Annotated in this window: 22 protein-coding genes; 14 read left to right on the top strand and 8 right to left on the bottom strand. The window is 43.1% G+C overall.

Going from position 1 to position 20,054, the window contains the following annotated elements; translation table 11 throughout:
• Positions 1-3: 3 nt before the first annotated feature.
• From ACP5L5_RS05190 to ACP5L5_RS05180, 3 genes are read right to left on the bottom strand one after another with little or no spacing between them, the layout of a single operon-like run.
• Positions 4-1,425, bottom strand: a complete 1,422-nt coding sequence (locus tag ACP5L5_RS05190) for a phosphoglucomutase/phosphomannomutase family protein (protein ID WP_428762122.1) — start codon at positions 1,423-1,425, stop codon at positions 4-6.
• Between the two features lie 41 nt (positions 1,426-1,466).
• Complete coding sequence (locus tag ACP5L5_RS05185; protein ID WP_428762121.1) at positions 1,467-2,546, bottom strand: glycosyltransferase family 4 protein; 1,080 nt, start codon at positions 2,544-2,546, stop codon at positions 1,467-1,469.
• A 2-nt stretch (positions 2,547-2,548) separates the two neighbouring features.
• The gene (locus tag ACP5L5_RS05180; RefSeq protein WP_013604348.1) at positions 2,549-3,070 is read right to left on the bottom strand and encodes a gamma carbonic anhydrase family protein; all 522 of its coding nucleotides are present in this window, start codon (positions 3,068-3,070) and stop codon (positions 2,549-2,551) included.
• A gap of 99 nt (positions 3,071-3,169) precedes the next feature.
• On the opposite strand from ACP5L5_RS05180, the gene ACP5L5_RS05175 reads away from it, so the two are divergent.
• Positions 3,170-5,278 (top strand): xanthine dehydrogenase family protein molybdopterin-binding subunit, encoded by a 2,109-nt coding sequence (locus ACP5L5_RS05175; RefSeq protein WP_428762119.1) that lies wholly within the window; start codon positions 3,170-3,172, stop codon positions 5,276-5,278.
• Positions 5,279-5,311: 33 nt separating this feature from the next.
• Positions 5,312-6,127, top strand: a complete 816-nt coding sequence (locus ACP5L5_RS05170) for a proteasome assembly chaperone family protein (protein ID WP_428762117.1) — start codon at positions 5,312-5,314, stop codon at positions 6,125-6,127.
• Positions 6,128-6,160: 33 nt separating this feature from the next.
• On the opposite strand, the gene ACP5L5_RS05165 is transcribed toward ACP5L5_RS05170, so the two are convergent.
• On the bottom strand, positions 6,161-6,952 hold the full coding sequence (locus ACP5L5_RS05165; protein WP_013604344.1) for an SDR family oxidoreductase: 792 nt from the start codon (positions 6,950-6,952) through the stop codon (positions 6,161-6,163).
• 104 nt (positions 6,953-7,056) lie between these two features.
• Between ACP5L5_RS05165 and ACP5L5_RS05160 the strand changes: the two genes are divergently transcribed.
• Positions 7,057-8,055, top strand: coding sequence for a hypothetical protein (locus ACP5L5_RS05160; RefSeq protein WP_428762116.1), 999 nt, complete (start codon positions 7,057-7,059; stop codon positions 8,053-8,055).
• On the top strand, positions 8,052-8,312 hold the full coding sequence (locus tag ACP5L5_RS05155; protein ID WP_428762114.1) for a hypothetical protein: 261 nt from the start codon (positions 8,052-8,054) through the stop codon (positions 8,310-8,312). Before ACP5L5_RS05160 ends, ACP5L5_RS05155 begins: the two co-directional genes overlap by 4 nt.
• Positions 8,313-8,412: 100 nt before the next feature.
• On the opposite strand, the gene ACP5L5_RS05150 is transcribed toward ACP5L5_RS05155, so the two are convergent.
• Positions 8,413-8,985: a metallophosphoesterase family protein gene (locus ACP5L5_RS05150; protein ID WP_428762112.1), complete on the bottom strand. Its 573-nt coding sequence runs from the start codon at positions 8,983-8,985 to the stop codon at positions 8,413-8,415.
• 81 nt (positions 8,986-9,066) lie between these two features.
• On the opposite strand from ACP5L5_RS05150, the gene ACP5L5_RS05145 reads away from it, so the two are divergent.
• The 9 genes from ACP5L5_RS05145 to ACP5L5_RS05105 all read left to right on the top strand — a co-directional run bounded on the left by ACP5L5_RS05145 (position 9,067) and on the right by ACP5L5_RS05105 (position 15,100).
• On the top strand, positions 9,067-9,291 hold the full coding sequence (locus tag ACP5L5_RS05145) for a DUF3311 domain-containing protein (protein ID WP_428762111.1): 225 nt from the start codon (positions 9,067-9,069) through the stop codon (positions 9,289-9,291).
• Positions 9,291-10,814: a sodium:solute symporter family protein gene (locus ACP5L5_RS05140; RefSeq protein WP_428762110.1), complete on the top strand. Its 1,524-nt coding sequence runs from the start codon at positions 9,291-9,293 to the stop codon at positions 10,812-10,814. Before ACP5L5_RS05145 ends, ACP5L5_RS05140 begins: the two co-directional genes overlap by 1 nt.
• Positions 10,815-10,878: 64 nt before the next feature.
• Positions 10,879-11,781: a DNA-directed RNA polymerase subunit D gene (locus tag ACP5L5_RS05135; RefSeq protein WP_428762108.1), complete on the top strand. Its 903-nt coding sequence runs from the start codon at positions 10,879-10,881 to the stop codon at positions 11,779-11,781.
• Between the two features lie 58 nt (positions 11,782-11,839).
• A complete protein-coding gene (locus tag ACP5L5_RS05130; RefSeq protein ID WP_013604337.1) occupies positions 11,840-12,208 on the top strand; it encodes a 50S ribosomal protein L18e in 369 nt (122 codons plus the stop codon).
• Positions 12,209-12,218: 10 nt separating this feature from the next.
• On the top strand, positions 12,219-12,776 hold the full coding sequence (locus ACP5L5_RS05125; protein WP_428762107.1) for a 50S ribosomal protein L13: 558 nt from the start codon (positions 12,219-12,221) through the stop codon (positions 12,774-12,776).
• Positions 12,773-13,249 (top strand): 30S ribosomal protein S9, encoded by a 477-nt coding sequence (locus ACP5L5_RS05120; protein WP_013604335.1) that lies wholly within the window; start codon positions 12,773-12,775, stop codon positions 13,247-13,249. The genes ACP5L5_RS05125 and ACP5L5_RS05120 overlap by 4 nt, the downstream gene beginning before the upstream one ends.
• Before the next feature lie 67 nt (positions 13,250-13,316).
• The gene (locus ACP5L5_RS05115) at positions 13,317-13,523 is read left to right on the top strand and encodes a DNA-directed RNA polymerase subunit N (protein ID WP_013604334.1); all 207 of its coding nucleotides are present in this window, start codon (positions 13,317-13,319) and stop codon (positions 13,521-13,523) included.
• A 96-nt stretch (positions 13,524-13,619) separates the two neighbouring features.
• A complete protein-coding gene (locus tag ACP5L5_RS05110) occupies positions 13,620-13,865 on the top strand; it encodes a U6 snRNA-associated Sm-like protein LSm6 (protein WP_013604333.1) in 246 nt (81 codons plus the stop codon).
• Entirely contained in the window at positions 13,865-15,100 is a 1,236-nt protein-coding gene (locus ACP5L5_RS05105) for a methionine adenosyltransferase (RefSeq protein ID WP_428762105.1), read from the top strand. The genes ACP5L5_RS05110 and ACP5L5_RS05105 overlap by 1 nt, the downstream gene beginning before the upstream one ends.
• Here ACP5L5_RS05105 and ACP5L5_RS05100 read toward each other — a convergent pair.
• Together ACP5L5_RS05100 and ACP5L5_RS05095 are read right to left on the bottom strand one after the other, a co-directional pair.
• Positions 15,092-17,050 (bottom strand): DUF460 domain-containing protein, encoded by a 1,959-nt coding sequence (locus tag ACP5L5_RS05100; protein WP_428762104.1) that lies wholly within the window; start codon positions 17,048-17,050, stop codon positions 15,092-15,094. The genes ACP5L5_RS05105 and ACP5L5_RS05100 overlap by 9 nt on opposite strands.
• 60 nt (positions 17,051-17,110) lie before the next feature.
• Positions 17,111-18,109: an RIO1 family regulatory kinase/ATPase gene (locus tag ACP5L5_RS05095; RefSeq protein ID WP_428762103.1), complete on the bottom strand. Its 999-nt coding sequence runs from the start codon at positions 18,107-18,109 to the stop codon at positions 17,111-17,113.
• 101 nt (positions 18,110-18,210) lie between these two features.
• On the opposite strand from ACP5L5_RS05095, the gene ACP5L5_RS05090 reads away from it, so the two are divergent.
• A complete protein-coding gene (locus ACP5L5_RS05090) occupies positions 18,211-19,518 on the top strand; it encodes an MFS transporter (RefSeq protein WP_428762102.1) in 1,308 nt (435 codons plus the stop codon).
• Here the strand turns inward: ACP5L5_RS05090 and ACP5L5_RS05085 are convergent.
• Positions 19,505-20,011, bottom strand: a complete 507-nt coding sequence (locus ACP5L5_RS05085; protein ID WP_428762101.1) for a protein-tyrosine phosphatase family protein — start codon at positions 20,009-20,011, stop codon at positions 19,505-19,507. The two genes, ACP5L5_RS05090 and ACP5L5_RS05085, sit on opposite strands and share 14 nt — an antisense overlap.
• Between the last annotated feature and the right edge of the window lie 43 nt (positions 20,012-20,054).

The raw sequence follows: 20,054 nt of genomic DNA, 5'->3' as shown, positions 1-20,054 counted from the left end.
AGTTTATTGCTTTAATAATTGGTTAACAATACTTATTGTATTATTTATTAATTCCTCAACTCTATCCATGCTCAAGGCCTCGCTATAAATCCTCAACTTGGGCTCGGTACCGCTACCCCTGATTAGGATCCAGGAATTATCGCTAAAGACAACCTTAACACCATCAATAGTTATGGGTTTTGGATTCAACCCCAATGAACTTAATAACTTAAGTAGTGTTTCCTTGTTGTCGTTTACGAACTTCTTTGAATTCCTCATGTCAAGGTCAACCCTCTTGAAGTATGCCCTACCGTACTTGCTCCTAACATCGCTCACTAGGCTTGTTAAGCTACCGTATTCCGAGGCCATGGCTATTATTAGGGATGCCGTGTATATGCCGTCCTTATCAGGTATGTGCCATGAATAAACGAGCCCGCCGCTCTCCTCACCACCCATGTCAGCCTCACCACTCAGTATTGCCCTAGCCACGTATTTAACACCCACTGGCACTTCAACAACCTTGAAGCCGTACTTGGCGGCTATATTATCGAGTATGTGCGTCGTAGATACGGTCCTAACAATGCCCCTCTTAATTATCGTTGCCGATGCCAGCCTCTCAACGACTATTGGCAAAATGTCATTTGCGCTTAGGTAACCATGAACCCTATCAACAAGGGCTATTCTGTCGGAATCACCATCATGCGATATACCAACATCATACTTGCTGGCAGTGACCTCCTCAATAAGCTCAGGAATATTTTGAGGCTCCGGATTGGGATCCCTACCTCCAAAGTTTGGATCATAATTATTGTGTATCTCCACGACATCCATACCGAGCCTTCTCATGACCTCGCTTGTATAGCCAATTGAGGTTGCGTAGATGGGATCTATAACGACCTTGAATCTATTCCTTGGCTTGAACATCTTTGTTACACTTTCATAGACGTAGTTAACATACTCAGGGGCCGGGTCTATTGTAGGTATGGGTCTTAACTCGAGGGTTTTGATGGACTTCGTAATATCACTATACTCATCACCGTACAATTTCTCTATTTGGTTTGTATCTTCCTCCTGTACTGGTGATCCTTTGTTTGTTATTACCTTAAAGCCATTGTATATTGGTGGGTTGTGACTGGCGGTGATCTGAATAATGAGATCAAAACCAAAGCGAGAACCATACCAAGCAGCCGTTGGGGTTGGTGTGGGTTTATTAACCATCACGACGTCCAAGCCATGATTCACGGCCACGCTGGCCGCAATATGCGCGAAGTCCCTGGACTTCCTCCTCGCGTCGAAACTAACAAGGACTCTATGTAATCCATATTTACGTGACCAATAGCGAAATGTTGATTCCGCGAGCACTGCAACCAGGAACTCCGTGAACTCCTCATCAATCACGCCTCTAACGCCATCCGTACCGAAGTGAAATGTAAGTTTATCACTCATTGTCTTACCCTACTAAATCGACCTTTTATTATTTTATCCTCCTAGTCACCGTGAATGGAAGCATCAATTGCATTCAACCATTTATTAATTATCCTAGGCATGCTAAAGACCATTGCCCTCTCCCTAGCCCTAATCCTCATATGATTATTATAACCATGCATCCACAGCCTAACCGCCATATTAACAAAATCACTGGGATTACTTACCAACCATCCAGTCTCATTATTAATTACGGTTTCTCCAGGTCCCTGTCTATTATAGGTGAGGACTGGTGTTCCACAAGCCATGGACTCGATGGGAACATACCCAAAGGGCTCATGCATGAATGGGAATACTGTGAACTTGGCATTGGCGTATAGCTTAGCCAACTCCTCATCACTAACCTTACCCCTATAATCAATGTTTTGATGCTTAACGAACCACCGCGGTAACCAAGGGATCTTGGAACCAAAGGCCACCATTTTAATCCCTGCATTTGCCATTGCCCTAAGTACATCGAATTGAGTCTCCTTACCCACATAGGTCAATACATAGTCCTGAGTAGGGCTGGGCACTGGCTTGAAGAGGTCCGTATCCACTGGAGGATTTATCACACCCCAAACCCTCACTCCCCTTGAAACTACGGAATCCATGGAGTACTTAGAATTAGCAATTACATACTTAGAAAGTGAGAGGGCCTTGTGATAGGTGGAATCAGCAATACGGATCAGGGGTAGCGCAAGGTAGTAACCCAATTTATAATGTGTGGGAAAACCCTTACTTAAGTCCCGGAGTAAGTCACTTACATAACCCTGTGCATAAAATATTGTTGATGGAATGGGTAACTCAAAGGATAGGTTAATCAATGCACAACCGTTATCGTAATTAATCAACCCCCTTATGCCATTAACCAACCATATCAAAAGATGCCCAGATTGACCAGAAAACACTAACCTAACGCCTAAATCCCTTACTTTAATACCTACGTATTCAAGATACCTACTCAACTCCTCATTCACGTAGGGCGCAATCACATTAACAGTGAAGCCTGTACTAATGAGTGATTTACCAAGTAAATAGGCGACTCTTATGGGTCCCGTGATGCCATCAATACCATCAGTCACCAATGATATGCATGGCATAATTATAAGTTAACCCCATTATCCATGTACATCCTCGCAAGCCTGAGGTAGGCCTGGTAGTTATTCCTTATGTACTCCCTATCGGCATCCGTGGCTTGCCTAACAACCTTAGCAGGCACACCAACCACAATGCTGTTAGGCGGTACCTTAGTGCCCTGCGTAACCACCGCGCCAGCACCAACAATACTCCCACTACCAATTACCGCACCATTAAGTACTATTGCGCCCATGCCAATTATGACCTCATCCTCAACAGTAGCGCCATGGACTATTGCTCTATGCCCAATCGTTACACCACGACCAATCCTAGCTGGAAAACCAACATCTGTGTGTATTACCGCACCATCCTGGACATTCGAGTTATCGCCAATAACTATGCTATCCTCGTCACCCCTGATAACTGCATGGGGCCAAATACCCACGTTATCCCCAATAATCACATCACCAATCACGTATGCTGTACTAGCTATGAAGACGTTTTTACCAATCCTTGGCACCTTATCCCCAACCTTCACGACAGGCATTACCTAGGTATTAGAAGGCATTATTTAAAGCATTAAGGTATGTATCACATAAAGTAATGTCTCTTAAACACTTAAAAGTCATCGATTTCCCTATTCAACATGCCGAGGATTGACGTACTCAACGCCTTGCTTGGGAAAGGTGGATTCCTGGATGATCATCCACACAGAGGCAAGTATGGAGTGTTCGTTAGAAGTCCATATCCACACGCTAGAATATTAAGTATAGATGCATCTAAAGCAATCAATGAGGGGGCGCTGGTACTTACAGGCAGGGATTTCATGGCGAGAACCATAGGCCTAACGGAGAGAGAGGGTGCAGGTCTTGAGACATTACCACTGGCCGTAGATAAAGCCCGTTATCAGGGAGAGCCGGTGGCGCTGGTTATTGCTGATGATGTGTATAGGGCCATGGACCTCGCCGAACTCGTCGACATACAGTATGAACCATTGAAGTCTGTACGTAATATAGACGATGCGCTCAAGAATGATTCATTGGTCTTTGAGGAATTGGGTACTAATATTGTTCAATCACAGGTAATTGAATACGGGCAAATGCCCAACGGACCAAGGGAGATAGAGCTTAGTCTCTATTGGTCAAGGAGTTCGGGAAACCCCATAGAGACCTTCGCAGCCATAACATATCCGGAGGGTAGTGGTGTCACGATAATATCTAACATACAGGGCGGTAGGGCAATAGTTACTGAGATAGAGAGGTCACTTGGAATACCGATTAAGCACATACCAGTTAGGCACGGAGGCAGCTTTGGATCTAAGTTCTCCCTCATTAGATACTTAATAATCCTGGCATACGCAGCCTATAAGTTCAAGACACCGATTAAGTGGATTGAGACTAGGACGGAGCACTTAATGGCATCTAATTCAAGTGGTCCTGAGAGGAGGTTCAGGATTAAGGCTTACTTCGATGGGAATGGTGTGGTTAAGGGGTTGGACATAAGTATTTGGGAAGATGCTGGAGCCAGTAGAGGGAGTGGGCAAGCCTTTAAGCCGCTTGGTATATTGGCTGGGCCTTACAAGATTAGGAACCTAAGATATAACGCCACGGTTGTTGCAACGAATAAGAATCCAGCAGGCGCATTCAGAGGCGCTGGTACGCCGCCACATACCTGGGCTCTGGAGAGGGTTATGGATGCCATAGCAGATGAGCTTGGAATTGATAGGGCAGAGGTAAGAAGGAGGAACTTAATTGATTCATTCCCATACGAAGCACCCTATGCATACTACGACTCAGGAAATCCAAGGGGACTCCTTGAACTTGCTCTATCCCGTAACGACATATTCTCACTAATGGATGAGAGTACCGGCGTTGGTATCGCAGTATCGACAGATCCCTCAACACCACAGGGCACCGAGGGTATCAAGTTAAGTATTAAGAATGGGAAGATAATAGTGGGGCTTGGATTTGGTGGTGAAGGACAGGGTAATGAACATACCGCGGTTAAACTCGTATCTCAACTCCTTGATGTACCAATGGATTGGGTTACCTACGAGTACTTGCCAAGTGATGAAAGTCCAGAAGCCTTTGGACCAGGTGGTAGTCGTATGGCGGTCTTCACAGCAGGCGCTGTGCTTGGTGCGGTTGAGGAGTTGAAAACTAGACTATACAATAAGGCTGCTAATGTACTTGGTGGTAACATTACGTATGAAAAGGGTTACTTCCGTTCAAGCGATGGCAAGAGAATCAGCATCCTTGAGCTCGGTAATGAGGAGGTTACATTCACATATACAGCAGAGGCGAAGATTGGTAGGTTCATTGCCTATCCATTTGCCTGTGATATTGCTGTCGTTAGGTATGAGGATGGTAGGTTTAAGCCAATTAAGCACGTGGTTTACCTAGATCCGGGTAATGTTATTGATGAGGAGCTCGTTAAAGAACAGATAATAGGTGGTACTGCCATAGGTATTTCACTGGCGCTCTATGAGGCGTATAGATATGATGAGGATGGTAATCTATTAACATTAAGCCTTGGTGATTATGGATTACCAACAGTCATGGACATACCGGAAATAGAGGTTCACATAGTTCCATCGCCATCACCAATGACGCCAATGGGCGTTAAAGGGATTGGTGAGGTACCCGTAGGTGTGGCCGCGGCTGCGGTGACCAACGCCGTGGAGGACATACTAAGGAGGAGGGGCAGTAAGGTCAAGATTGACAGGGTGCCCATTGATCCAGCATTACTTACATAAAGTATTTAAACCAAGTATTGATTAAGTCATGGTATGTCCTCAACCACGGTATTCGATATCAAGATTAAGTCAATTCCACGAGATCCACGTAACGCACTCATAATGGCATGTCCTGAGCCATCGCTGGCTTCCATAGTGGCCATTGAGTATCTCGTGGAGACACTTAAGATGGAGGAGATTGGTTCAATAAAGCCGAGAGGCCACGTACCCATTGTCACAGTAATTAACGGCGCGGCGAAGCTACCCTATAGGCTCTTTTTTGATAGAGAGCACGCAATCGTGGTAATTAGGCAGCATGTGCCAATCCCACCAACGCTCTATAGGCAGTTTATTGATAAGATCCTGGATTGGGCCGAGGATAATGCCGTAGGTAGGGTTGTGTGCCTAACATCAACATCACTCCTTAGTGAACAGGAGACTGATAATATTTACTTTGTAAGTGAGGAGGGACATGTAGACGAGTATAGGCAGTTAGGCTTGATACCACTTCGTGAAGCGACAATAACGGGTATTGAGGCTGTGTTCCTAGACTCTGTACTATCCAGGAACATAAACGGTGTCTTATTACTCGCTGAATCAAAGGTATTAACCGCAATCAATAGGTTGATTGAGAGTGGTAAATTATCGAGTCATAAGGATGTATTGTCAATACTCAATCAAACAATTGGTACGTATGGACCCGATGTAACCGCAGCTCTCAAATTAATAAAAGCCCTGAGTAAGATCATTGGTTTTGAGATACCCACCGATAAATTAGCCGAGCACGCCAATAAATATGCATTCCTAATAGACAAAAACCTGGAGGAATATATGAAGCCGCCGAAGGAGGAATTACCAGTGTTTTATTAGGACTTTCATTTTAAACTTAATAAGTCCTTGGTATTAAAATACACACCTTACGTAACCACCATCAATTAGTATCATCGAACCATTTATATAAGCAGCCTTATCACTGGCTAGGAAAGCCACTAAATAGCCTATTTCCTCGGGCTTTCCATACCTACCCACCGGTATCTCCTTGCTCCATGACTTAATAACATCATCAACACTAATGCTCCTTGCCCTTGCCTCCTCCTGAGCCAATTGATCTATTCTCTCTGTCATTATGTAGCCCTGCATTATGCCATTAGTCGTTATACCATGAGACCCATACTCAATAGCCAGCGACTTAACCAGACCCGCTAGGCTAAGTCTGACTGTGTTTGAAAGAACAAGGTTTGGTATTGGCTGCCTAAGGGTTAGTGACGTTACGTAGATTAGCCTCCCCCAATTCCTATTGACCATGCTATTAATAACACGCTTGGTAAGCCATACGGCGCTGAGGAGTAATAGCTTGGTTGCGTAATCCCAATCATCATCACTCAATTGGGAGAATGTACCTGGCTTGGGTGGTCCCGCGTTAAAAACCAGGATGTCAATATTACCGAAAGCATTCATAGCCTCCCTAACAAGCCTATCCACATCATCCTTAACGGTTAAATCAGCCCTGACCGCCAACACCTCAGTACCACTCTCCTTAATTATGGCATCCCTAGCCCTAGCAAGCTCATCCTCACGTCTAGCACTAATAATGACCCTAGCACCCTCCTGGGCAAGCACCCTGGCTATTCCAAGTCCAATACCGCGGCTTGACGCAGTTATTAGAGCAACCTTATTCCTTAGGCCTAAATCCATATGAGCACTCAATAATTACCCCCTTTTTAATATGATCCTAGTATCGTTAGTAAATCATGTAATGCCTAAGGTTTATATTTCTGTGGATTCACGTATTAATGCCAATGAGTTCTCTCGAAATTGATTTACAAAATAGGAGTAAGTATGAGGATATAATAAGGTTAATTAATGAATATGGATCATCAGTGAAGGAGACAATATTTGAGAACTTACCTGATGAATTGATTGTTACATATCAAAGAATACGCGAGGTATACATTCAGGAAACAACGAGGAGTAAGGGAAGGGTTGATATTAACTCATTCATTCAGTTATACGCAAATATACCTAGGGTGGAGGAACTCCTTAGGTATTTATTACTCGCCACAGTATTGTTCATGGGATTCCGAAATCTGAGGAACGAATTAATATATAAAATAATGCTCAGGAATTATAGCGAGATAAGTCGCATCATATCAAATCCCAGTTATTCATTAATTAATAATACCAGCATGAAGATTTTAAGTGATTATGAGAACGAGGGCATTAAGGGTGAGGATGTTCAGGAGGTTAGTAATGCCATTCATAGCTTCATTTATGGATTAAGAAAGTTAACGAGGGCCTATGGAACAACTCTATTAAGGTGGATACCCAAGTTTCGAGACATTAATGACTTCGAGAAGGCACTACCCATGTTTTACCCACCTAGGGCTAATGAAAGGAGAAAGAGGGCCATTAGAACATTCATTAGGTGGGTCTCCCATGAAACAAACTTACCGGTTGCCCTTGGCATTATATCCAGGGGCAGCCATAGGCGCTACACAATGATAGCTGACGTGTATAGTACCATGGTAACAATAAGGAGTGGTGCATTCCTAGTCCTAAACAATGAGCATACTATGAAAATATTAAGTAGAATAATTGCCAATAGAAATAATGGGATTACGATAAAGGTTGATGAGGTTAAGGGATTAGTCAGGGCAACTGGTAGATTGAGTAATGATCCAATAACCTATGAAAGAGGTGCATTTAGGATAGGTCATGACTATTGCTCACGACTTAAGTGCAACGAATGCCCCTTAAATAAGGTTTGTATGAAGTTTACCTGGGTGAACATAAAATGAGCATAGGCATGCCTGAAGACCTGAGAAGGACTGTTGAAGAAATAACAATGAATAAATTAAGTGGCATTAAGGGTAGGATCGAAACAATAAACTTTGTTGACTCAGTAATTGAGGAACTTAAGAAAAGGGGTATTGCCCTAAACGATGATTTAGAGGCCATGATAAGGCCATACGTAGTTGACATACTATGGTCATTAAGAAAGAAAGGAATGATATCAATAGATGAGGATTTACTGCACTTCACGGTAACAAAATAGAGATCTTAACCAATACTAATAAATTAATCGCGAAATAATCAAATAATGCCCCCTGCATGCATCCACACCGTAAACCCGCCCAGGTAATGGCCTGGGCGGGTCATAATTTACTAAGCTCAGCATTGATATTACCATTATCATCTACATTTATAATGGCATAATAACCGTTGAATAATGGGCCTGGGTTAACAATGACCGTACTACCTATCCTATCAACACCACGGGATTCATGCACATGACCGCACAATACGGCTAATGGCTTAACCTCCTCAATTAATTTCCGTACTGATTTACTACCAATATTTGCCCCATTCCATGCCTTATCAACATTAGTTCCATAAGGCGGATAATGCGATACAAGTATTAATCTAGACCCTAGATCTTTAATTGTCTCGGTGCCTATTGGATAACCAGCCAGGTATATTGACCCAGTGAGTATTACGCGCCCCTCTATTAAGTACCTCTGAATTCTTGTCCTAATATTTATTGGGTCCATATTCCCCGTAACCACATATACGGGCTTGCCGTAATTACTCAATAAATTGAGTATCTCCGAATCCTCAAAATCACCACTAATGACTATTGCATCGGCATTCTCTGTGATATTGCCTATTGAGTTTATATAATATGTATCGCCATGAATATCAGATATATGCAATATTTTAATGCCCATTAGTATTATTAAAATTACTGATTCTAAATAAATTTGTCTGCAAAGGTATTACTTAAAAATCGTTATTATGTAATAATTATCATGGCGACGGAAACAAGTAAAAGTATATCTACCTGGCGTAAGGTTATTGCCGGTGTATTGTTTGTAATACCATGGATACTCTACACATTACTACCGGTATATAATACAATACAGCCTGAGCTTGGTGGTGTTCCGTTCTTCTATTGGTTTCAGACGTTATGGTTGTTAATATCGGCAATACTCTTCGTAATTGGAGTATTACTGCTTTACCCTGGTAAGAGGTGATGAGCATGGCAAGCCCACTAGTTGGTCCTTTAGGTTGGGGTATATTTCTTGGGTTCTTTATAGTGTTCATATTCCTCGGTTTCTATGGCGCTAGATGGCGTAGAGGTGATCTTAGTCAATTACATGAATGGGCTTTAGCCGGTCGTAGGCTAGGTACATTCCTTGTCTGGTTCCTGGTTGGTGCCGATCTCTATACGGCCTATACATTCGTTGCAGTACCATCTGGCGTGTTTGCCAGCGGTGCTCTTTACTTCTATGCTGTCCCATACGTAGCTACGGTATTTGCACTGGCCGCGGTTACAATGCCAGCACTCTGGAGATGGAGTAGGCTAAGAAATTATGTTACGGCCGCTGACTTTGTTCAGGATAGGTTCAAGAGCAAGTTACTGGCTGGTTTTATTGCCGCCACTGGAGTTGTTGCTGAATTCCCATACATAGCCCTACAAATAGTTGGTATGCAGGCGGTCCTAACGATAATGCTCCTTGGCATTGTTAAGAACGTTAAGATGGTAAGCGATATAGCATTAACAATTTCCTTCATAATATTAGCAGCCTTCGTATACACCAGCGGACTTAGAGGCGCTACCCTAACGGCTGTTTTTAAGGACGCACTCGTGTTCCTAGGTGTCATAGCAATACTCGTGGCTGTCCCCTTCGTAATTCCCGGCGGCTTTGCAGCAGCCTTTAAGGCAGCAACACTTAAGGCGTTACCAACTGGAGTATCCACATTGAAGAGTCCATACTTCATAACATACACAACACTTTGGGTGGGTAGCAGCCTAGCCCTATACCTATACCCACACTCTGTTAATGGTGCCTTAAGTGCCGAGAGCGATAAAAAGCTTGCAATGAGCACCGCCCTACTGCCCATATACGGCATAGCACTGGCATTACTTGCAATGTACGGCATATTGGTATACGGAAGCCCAGAGGCCATGAAAATACTAAGCCTATTCCCACCATCTGCTAGGGGTAGTTTAGTAATACCAACATTGGCAGTAGCTGCACTGCCTGAGTGGCTTGCGGCTTTAGCCCTACTTGGTGTTTTCGTTGGTGGTCTCGTACCCGCCGCAATAATGGCAATGGCTCAGGCAAACCTACTGGTTAGGAACATAATTAAACCCATATACCCAAGGATAACGCCACTGGGAGAGACAAGGGCTGCTAAATGGGCATCAGTGATCTTCAAGTTCCTAGCCCTGGGCTTTGTTTTCATCGTTCCAGCAACCTATGCAATATGGCTTCAATTACTGGGTGGCATAATAATTACGCAGACCTTACCTTCCGTATTCCTAGGCCTAGTTACGGATAGGCTCGATAAATACTCCCTCATGACTGGTTGGGCTGTTGGGCTAGGACTCGGTATTTACATGTTCATAACGCCTCATAAGCCCTCTGCAATGTCCCCATTATACCCAATAGCTGGGCATTTCGTGTTTATAGCCATTATCGCTCTTGCCGTGAACCTACTAATAGTGCTTATTGGCACTGGCATAGCCATGGCAATTAGACGCAGTGCTTAGTGGAAGCCATTAAATGCATAGGGCAAGAAATGTTTATTTACTCAAAACCGCAATCCTTCATCTCGTGGTCTTAGTAAAGGTTATTGAGAAGTCAGACTTATACATGAAGGCGGTAGTGGATGGGATTACTCCACCGCTAATTAATGCATTACGTAGGGTATTCATTTCCGATGTGCCTGTTTTAGCAATTGATGAGGTAATAATATTGGATAACACCTCGGTCCTCTACGACGAGGTACTTGCACATAGGCTCTCCATGATACCAATAAAGACAGACCTAAAGAAGCTGCCTAAGATTGAGGAATGCGAACAGGAGCTTGTTGATCCAAGTCTATGCCAGGTTAGGTTTGAACTTAATGTGGAAGCTAAGGAACCAGTTGTCGTTTATGGTAGAGATTTAAAGTCCGATGATCCGGAGGTCAGGCCTGTTTATGAGGATGTACCCATCGTTAAGTTAGTACCTGGCCAGAAGATAGTTCTTGAGGCCTACGCAAAGCTTGGTAGGGCTAGGAACCATGCCAAGTGGCAGGCCGGTTTAGCAGCCTATTATTACTATCCTAAGGTAAGTGTTGTTGATAAGGCCAATGATAAATGCATGGCATGTACCGAGATATGTAATGGCGCCCTTGAGATTAAGGATGATGGCTCGATAATGATTCATGACGTACTCAAGTGTACATTCAATAAGTGGAAGACCTGCGAACAGGTTTGTTCAGCGTTGAAGGTTGATTGGGATGAGAATAAGTACGTGTTTTGGGTTGAGAGCTTCGGAAACATGCCCGTTGAGGATATGGTTAGGGAGGGCTTTAGGATACTCAAGGGTAAATTCCAGGAACTCGTTAGTGAACTGGAACTTGAATTATCAAGAGGCCAGGCACCGAGCGGTGAATTAACGACTGAGGAGACTGAGAAAGCGACCCAAGTACCGGAGGAGTTTGGTGAAGAGGAGAGCTTTACTGAGGAGTGAAGTATTAGTAATTACGGCTGCGAATTATTTAAAAAGGGTTGTATTGGCGTTATCACGCATGTCGCCAAATCCAACGGGGCCTACTAACGTGGAGCTTCGTATGTTGATTAGATTCCTTAGGCGTGCAGCTAATGAGTATAAGGCCGCAATTTGGGACTACGTGGCTGACCTCCTTGAGAAGCCAACTAGGCATAGAGTTGAAGTTAATATTAGTAAGATTAATAGGCTTGCTAATGATGGTGATGTGATTATTGTACCTGGTAAGGTACTTGGTTATGGAACATTGAATAAGAAGATCACAATAGCTGCTTGGTCCTTTTCCAGAGGCGCAGTTAACGTAATTAAGAGGGTTGGTGCTGAGGCGATTACAATACCTGAGCTTGTTAGGAGGAATAATAAGGGTAGCAATGTTAAGATCATTATTTAGGGTGATTGCCATGAGCAATAAAGTAATAATTATTGATAGGAATCCTCCACAGTTAGATGAGATCGTTATCGATGCTACTAATCACGTTGTTGGTAGGCTCGCGTCAGTGGTGGCTAAGTGGGCGCTTGAGGGTAGGAGGATTATCGTTGTCAATGCTGAGAGAGCTGTCGTTACCGGTGACTTCAACATGGTGCTTAATTGGTATAAGACTAGGATAAGTGAGTGGCTAACGCACTATAACCCTGAGAAGGCTGGTCCAAAGATACCTAGGAAGCCTGATAGGATATTGAGAAGGATCATTAGAGGCATGTTACCAAGAAAGGAACTCAGAGGTAAGCAGGCCTATAAGAGGATTAAGGTTTTCATGGGTGTTCCTCCGCAGTATATGAACGTCGATAAGGTCATTATTAAGGGTGCATTGCTATCTATTAGACCTGGTGCTAAGTACGTGACACTTGAGGAACTCTGGAGCCACATAGAGCCTATACAATATGAAGCTTGGAAGAAGGCTAAGGATACTTGGGAGGCTAGACTTAAAAGGGCTCAAGGTAAGGGTGATAAGGCATGAGTGAACAGGGTAGCGAGTCTTCAGTATTGCCTAGGTCGATACCGAATGCAACAGCACAGGAGGTTGCAGGGACTAGGGTAGTTATTGCTGTTGGTAAGAAGAAGACGGCTATTGCCAAGGCCGTAATTAAACCTGGCATTGGTAGGGTTAGGGTTAATGGCGTACCAATTGAGATTTGGCCCATTGAGATGGCTAGGATGAGGATGATGGAACCATTATTACTCGCTGGTAAGGAATTAATGAGTAAGGTTGATATTGATGTTAACGTTAGGGGTGGCGGCTTCATGGGACAAGCAACAGCCGTTAGGATGGCTATTGCAAGGGGCTTAGCTGAGTATTTCCAGGATTCTAAGCTTCTTGAGCTCTACATGACTTATGACCCATCGATGATTAAGGGAGACCCAAGAAGAACCGAACCCAAGAAACCAGGTCTAAAACACGCCAGAAGCAAGAGGCAAAAAGCGTATAGATGATTCTTCGTAATATATTCCTCAATCCAGCACAAAAATAATTTAAAGGGGCTCATTGCTGCGTTCCTTAATGATTGTACCCATTAGGTGCTGGACTTGTGGAAGACCACTTGGTCATCTTTGGGAGCCATTTAGACAGAGGGTTCTTAAGGGTGAGAATCCTGAGAAGGTCCTTGATGACTTGGGCGTTACGCGTTATTGCTGCAGAAGGACTTTACTTGCTCATATTGAGTTAATCGATAGGGTTCTTGAGTACTCTAGAATTGAAAGTGAGTAACACATAGTATATACTATATATAGCCCTAACATTGTTACTTTTAACACTCTTAGAGGGTGCTAAGATTTAAATATAGGCTTTCTCGACACGTCATTAATGGAGAGACCCCAACAACCAATGAAAACGTTGCAAAAGCTGGTTGGTAAGCATGTAACAATAAGGCTTAAGAACAATAAAGTCTTGAGAGGCGTTCTTGTGAATTATGACGATTGTATGAACTTGATAATTGATGAGGGTGAGGAGCTTGACCAAAAGGGTGAGAATGTGGTTGTTAAATATGGTAGGTTAGTTATTAGGGGAACACAGGTATTGTATATAACGTCGGAGGAGACGATGGGGTGATGGGCATGGCTAGGACAATAACCATAAATACAATAGATAGGAAACCTGTTTCTGAGCTAAATGTTGAGTTGGTTGAGAGGAAGGGCCTTGGCCACCCAGACTATATTGCTGATGCATCATCTGAGGCCGTGAGTAGGGCCTTATCAAGTTATTACCTGGAGAAGTACGGTGTAATCCTTCACCATAATGTTGATAAGGTGCTTATTGTTGGTGGTCAGGCTAGTCCACGGTTTGGTGGTGGCGATGTTATTCAGCCAATATACATACTTGTGGCTGGTAGGGTAACCACGGAGATTAAGACGATCACTGGTGTTGAGAAGGTCCCCGTTGGTACAATAATAATATCAGCAATTAAGGATTGGATAAGGAATAACCTTAGATTTCTTGATCCGGATAAGCACGTAGTCATTGATTATAGAGTTGGTATGGGTTCCACTGACTTAGTGGGTGTTTATGAGCTTGGTGTTAAGGCGATAAGGATTCCACTGGCTAATGATACATCAATTGGTGTTGGCTTTGCGCCACTAACGGACACGGAGAGACTAGTGCTTGAGACCGAGAGACTACTTAACTCCAGGGAGTTTAAGGCTAAGCTTCCTGAGGTTGGCGAGGACGTGAAGGTTATGGGCCTCAGGATTGGTAAGGACATAAAGTTAACAATAGCCTCAGCAATAATTTCATCACTCGTTAAGGATAAGGATCATTACCTAAATGTTAAGGATGAAGTTAAGAATAAAGTACTTGACCTAGCCGCGAAGATCACGCCGAATTTAACGGTTGATGTAACGATTAATGCTGCTGATAAACCTGAGCATGGAATATTCTATCTAACAGTCACCGGCACTTCAGCGGAGCATGGTGATGATGGAGCCACAGGGCGCGGCAATAGGGCTAATGGCTTAATAACACCCATGAGACCAATGACCATGGAGGCTACGGCAGGTAAGAACCCAGTTAGCCACATTGGTAAGCTCTATAACGTACTTGCCAATAAGATTGCCGAGAGAATCTATGGTGAGGTTAAGGGATTGAGAGAAGTCTATGTTTACCTACTAAGCCAGATCGGTAAGCCGATAAACGAACCGTTAGTGGCTAATGTGGAGGTTATTCCAGAACTCGGTATTACATTAAGTGGTGAAATTAGGAATGAGGTTGAGGGAATAGTTAATGAGGAGTTAGATAATATAACGACATTAACGGAGCTAGTGGTTAAGAGCAAGGTATCACTATTCTAATGCACCACTCCTTAAACGCCTATAATCATTAATCATTCTTCTTAAGCGATCCTCATCAAGAGCACTAAGGAATTCCTTACCAAGATTTTCTATTGCATTATTTACCACAGCCCTGTCTATGAACATAACATCACTTAATGACCCATCATAAACCATACCAAGCGGTATTACCCTTAGTCCCCTCTTCCATACGGGCCTTAATACATTTTTATCATTAATGTCAGTCAATACTATGGAATTCACACCAATATTTATCAACTTGTCAATACCCACATTCATTAACTCGCCTATACTCATAACCAGGATGGAATTATGTATTTGAACAATAGAATTAAGATCAAGTCCCTCGGAATACCTTATTAATACGTACTTATTACCTCTAAGATACTCTAGGAAATTGCTCATTAAGTTCCTCATATTATTCTCAAGATCCTTAATTCTAAGCTTATACTTCTCAATATCACCCTCAAGCATGTCAATTCTAGCATATAAAGACCTAACAACTTGGTCCTTCCTAACCTCAATATCATAATTATTAATTAATTCCTCGACCCTCTCCCTAGTTTCATTATATAATTTATTCAGTCTCTCAATCTCGGCATTTAGAGCCTTTATAACATTCTCGTACTCATCACGCAACTTATCACATTCACATTCGCATTTCTCAGGACTAACCAACTTAACTTCCTGTTGAGGTTGAACCTCAATCCTTCCGCTAACCTCATCAATTGCCTGCTTTATTGACATACCCTTTATCACAAGCGCCTTTGCATCATCAATAGCCCTCACATACGCCCTCTTAACCTCCTCCTCAACCCTATCAAGCTTCGGCTTTAGTTGAATGAATGATTTATAGGCGGCCGCAAGTGCATCCCTCATGTGTGGATCCTTAACCGTAACTCCCTGCTCACGGGAAATCTTAATGGCAATCTCACTCTTCTCAGCAATGCTTAAGTCCCTGTCTGGGTTATAAAGTACCGCACCGACCATTGCAGCAAGTTTCTTAGCGTAATCAGAGGGCTTGGCGGTGTCCACTGCAATTAGGATGGGTATGCCGTATTGGTAAACAATCTTGAGCACATGTCTCCTGCTTAGGTTCTTACCACTATGTAATGCCAATACATTACCATTCAAATCAAGCACAGCCACACCAGTGACTATGCCTGGATCAATACCAACAATCAACTTCCTATCCTTAACTGCACTGATACTCTCCGCACTCTCCTGTTCCGTTAACTCAACAAACTTTATTGAGTCAGTAGGTACGGACTCAATTATTATCTTAATGTCCATACTCTTACGAGGCCTAACTACGGACCTAACAGCACCCCTATCAGCATACACGATGAATACTACGGACCTCAAACCCTCACTTTCAGGCATTATGAACATGTCATAATCAAGGCCACTACCCTCAAGTTTCTCCTTAATCTCCTTGGCCAGGTACCTAATCCTATGGGCAATATTTCTCTCAAACCTATTCCTACTCATGCCACCTGGTGTTGTTGATATTGCCGCCTTAACGACTATCTTAGTCTCAGGTTCATAAACCTTAACAATGGACCCAACACCCATTGCACAAAGTCTCGCCAGGTACTCGGCCGTGGTATCTGGATCAAGTTTCGTGATATTTAACCCAAAGTACTTGTTTACAAGGGATTCCATGGTCTCATCAACATCAGGCCTAACCTTAGTTACTTGGATTAAGTAAACATTGAATGGAAGCCTACCAAGTTTTTTGATGACGGAGGGGCTTAATTCCATTAATTCACCAATATTATCAATGGCTATGGCCTTAGGCCTTACCTTCTTAACCATCTTTATTAAGTCTTGAGGTTCAATAACGCCCCTTTCAATTATTTCACCATTACTGAGTATTGCATATGAGAACTTCCTACCGTTAATGTCAATCCCAATTACAGGGCCTGAACTCAATTCCTCAATAAACATAGTAATTATTTATCAAATTCAATAATTACCACCCTTAAATTTGTTTACTCACATTTATGCCTATGCATCTTCAAATTCCTCCTCCTTCTCTGAACCCATGAGTTCACTCAATCCCTCATTACCAAGCAACTCCTCAAGCGCCTTCTCAAGACTCTCCTCCTTAACCTCCACATTACCAACAACATAACTATAAACCTCACTAGAATCAATGCTAAATTTGAACTTCTTCATGAAATACCTAGTTATATTTATTATGTCCCTACGTAACATATCCAAGGCACCAGGCGCATTTCTCGGAACCCACTGGGGCCAATCAATGATATAAGGATCACCACTATCTAAGTCAATCATTATATTGAACTCACTTAAGTCTCCATGCACAATACCCACATCAGCAAATAACCTCTTAATATTCTCAATAATACTCCAATACAAATCCTCGGAATCCTCAACATCACCAACCTCAGACAATTGTACACCATTTATATATGACATGACCACAGTATGCCTATTAACCGTTATTGGCCTAGGTACATTAAGCCCAGCATTATAGGCAAGAACCAATGCCTTATACTCAGTATGTGCCGAAAGCCTCGACTCATAGAGCCAGGTTATGTGTCTCCTATTACCAATCCAAGACCTAAACCTCCTAATCTGCCTAAAGCTCGTCCTACCAAGCCTATGGAACTTAAGCACAACTTTACCATCACCAATGGCATCACCAGCATATACATCGGACTCCTTACCGACACCTATCGGCGTCGGGCTAACCCTCTCGAGAATCCCCCTCTTAGCCAGGGTATGTAGTGCAAGCGAGTCATAACCCATAAAGGTCAACCTATAACCCGTGTAATTACCCCTGTACCTAATCACCATGCCAAGGGCATTAAGCTTCTTAAGGGACCTATCAATCAGCTCCTCAGGCTTCTTACTCCAATCAACAATAACCTCGAGAGGAACAAATTCAAACCTTCTATGACCAATCTCAATAACCCTAAGTACCCTTAGGTCGAAGGAATCCAGTTGATCATACGCATCAACAAGGCTCTTAATACTCAATTAATCACCACAATATTGACTTATTAATATGCCTAATTTAAATCAAACTACCATATGAATTTAGGGAAAAAGCATATTAAATAGTGCAAGAACGCATCCACGTGTTTGGCAGTACGCCAAAACAATTAACACTTAAGCAAAGCCTACTTGCTGCTATCAGTACAATGCTTGTTTGGGGCCTTGAGTATTACGACATCATACTATTCGCATCACTAGCACCAATACTAGAGATGTACTTCTTCCCATCAAAAATCGCCATAATAGGCGCAATAGAGACTTGGGGTGCCTTCGCCACAACATACTTCGTCAGGCCCATTGGCGCAATAATATTTGGTTGGATTGGCGATGTACATGGCAGAAGACTAGCCACAATATTAGATGCAGCACTTGTTGGGTTAGCAACACTCTTCATAGGATTACTACCAACATACGATACCGTTGGAGCATTAGCGCCAATCCTATTGTACCTAATGAGGTTTCTCCAGGGTATTGGACTTGGTGGTGAGGCTGGTGGTGGTGCAACCTGGGCGCTTGAGTTAACTCCTAGGACCATTAGGCCCTACATAAATGGTGTTATGTACTCAGGGCTTTCCTGGGCCGTTTTCCTAACATCATTCGTAACCCTAAGCGTAAAGTCAGCAATGCCCCAAACCTTTAGTATTTATGGTTGGAGAATCCTTTTCATAACGGGCGCATTACCCGCCATAATAGCCCTAATAATTAGGCTTTGGGGCTCAGAATCACTTGAGTGGATTGAACAGATTAAGTCTAAGGGTGTTGTTAAGGTGCCATTGGGCGTCGTTTTATCTCGGTACTGGGTGCCATTCATAGCATTAATACTTATTAACTTGGGATTAACGATTTATTACTACGGTGGGTCAGGTTATTGGGCTTATGTAATGCCGAAACTAATAGCACCAAAGCTCCAATTACCTGCCAATAAGGCGTATACCTGGGCCTTAGTGCTTGGTATGTATGGTGGCATAGGAGCAGTGATTGGGGAGTTACTCAGTGGATTCTTAGTAAGGACGCTAGGTATTAGGGGATCCTTCATTGCACCATCAGCACTTCTATTAGTGTCGAGTCCATTCATTGCTTATTTAGCATTTACATTGAACCCATTATCAACATACACAAGCCTACTAATGGGTATTTTATTCGGCTTAGCCGCGGCTCCTCAGACGCTTTACTTCACGTCAATATTCCCGACAGAGGTCAGGTGGAGTGCCGTAGCCTTTGGATGGAACCTAAACGCATCAATCGGCCCATTAACCACGATTGCCGTAATACTACTCCTAGAATTATCGCCAAGTAGTCCCACGGCGCTTGCCATATATGGCTCGATAATAATGATCGCTGGTGCATTACTGGTGGTTTTAGGATCCCTAATAAGGACTAAGGAGTATTAGTATCACTGTTCTTAATATTTCGTAGGTAATGCTCAAAGGCCACAAGGGCTAGGTACTGCTCATTAGTTATTGTTAATTCATCATTATATCTACTAACAACCTCAATAGCATCATCAGCACTCAAACTCCTCCTATACATTAAGTATGCCGCTATCACGGTGGGTGACCTACCAATGCCTGCGTGGCAATGAACAAGCACAGGTTTACTACTCATTATGTTCCTGTCAATCCAGGTAACGATACTGTAGAGAACGTCCTCAGGAGGTGCGTAACCATCCCTCGTGGGTACGTGTAGGTAATCCATGCCGAATTTCTTAAGTACGCTTATGTATTCATGAAAGTCCCAACCCTCCATAGCGAATTCCCACTCCTCAACAAGTATTACCACGGCCCTTATCCTCATCCTATGCCACATAGCCACAGTATCCTCATCAAGAGGCATTGATGAACCTGCCAACGCGCCCTCAATGACCCAGTATGGGAATTTTACCATTATACCTCGACTTCCGTAATTCACTTCAGAATTTTAACACTTA

This window comes from Vulcanisaeta sp., assembly GCF_049966235.1.
GTDB classification, from domain to species: domain Archaea; phylum Thermoproteota; class Thermoprotei; order Thermoproteales; family Thermocladiaceae; genus Vulcanisaeta; species Vulcanisaeta moutnovskia.
This window is presented reverse-complemented; position numbering and strand designations above follow the sequence as displayed.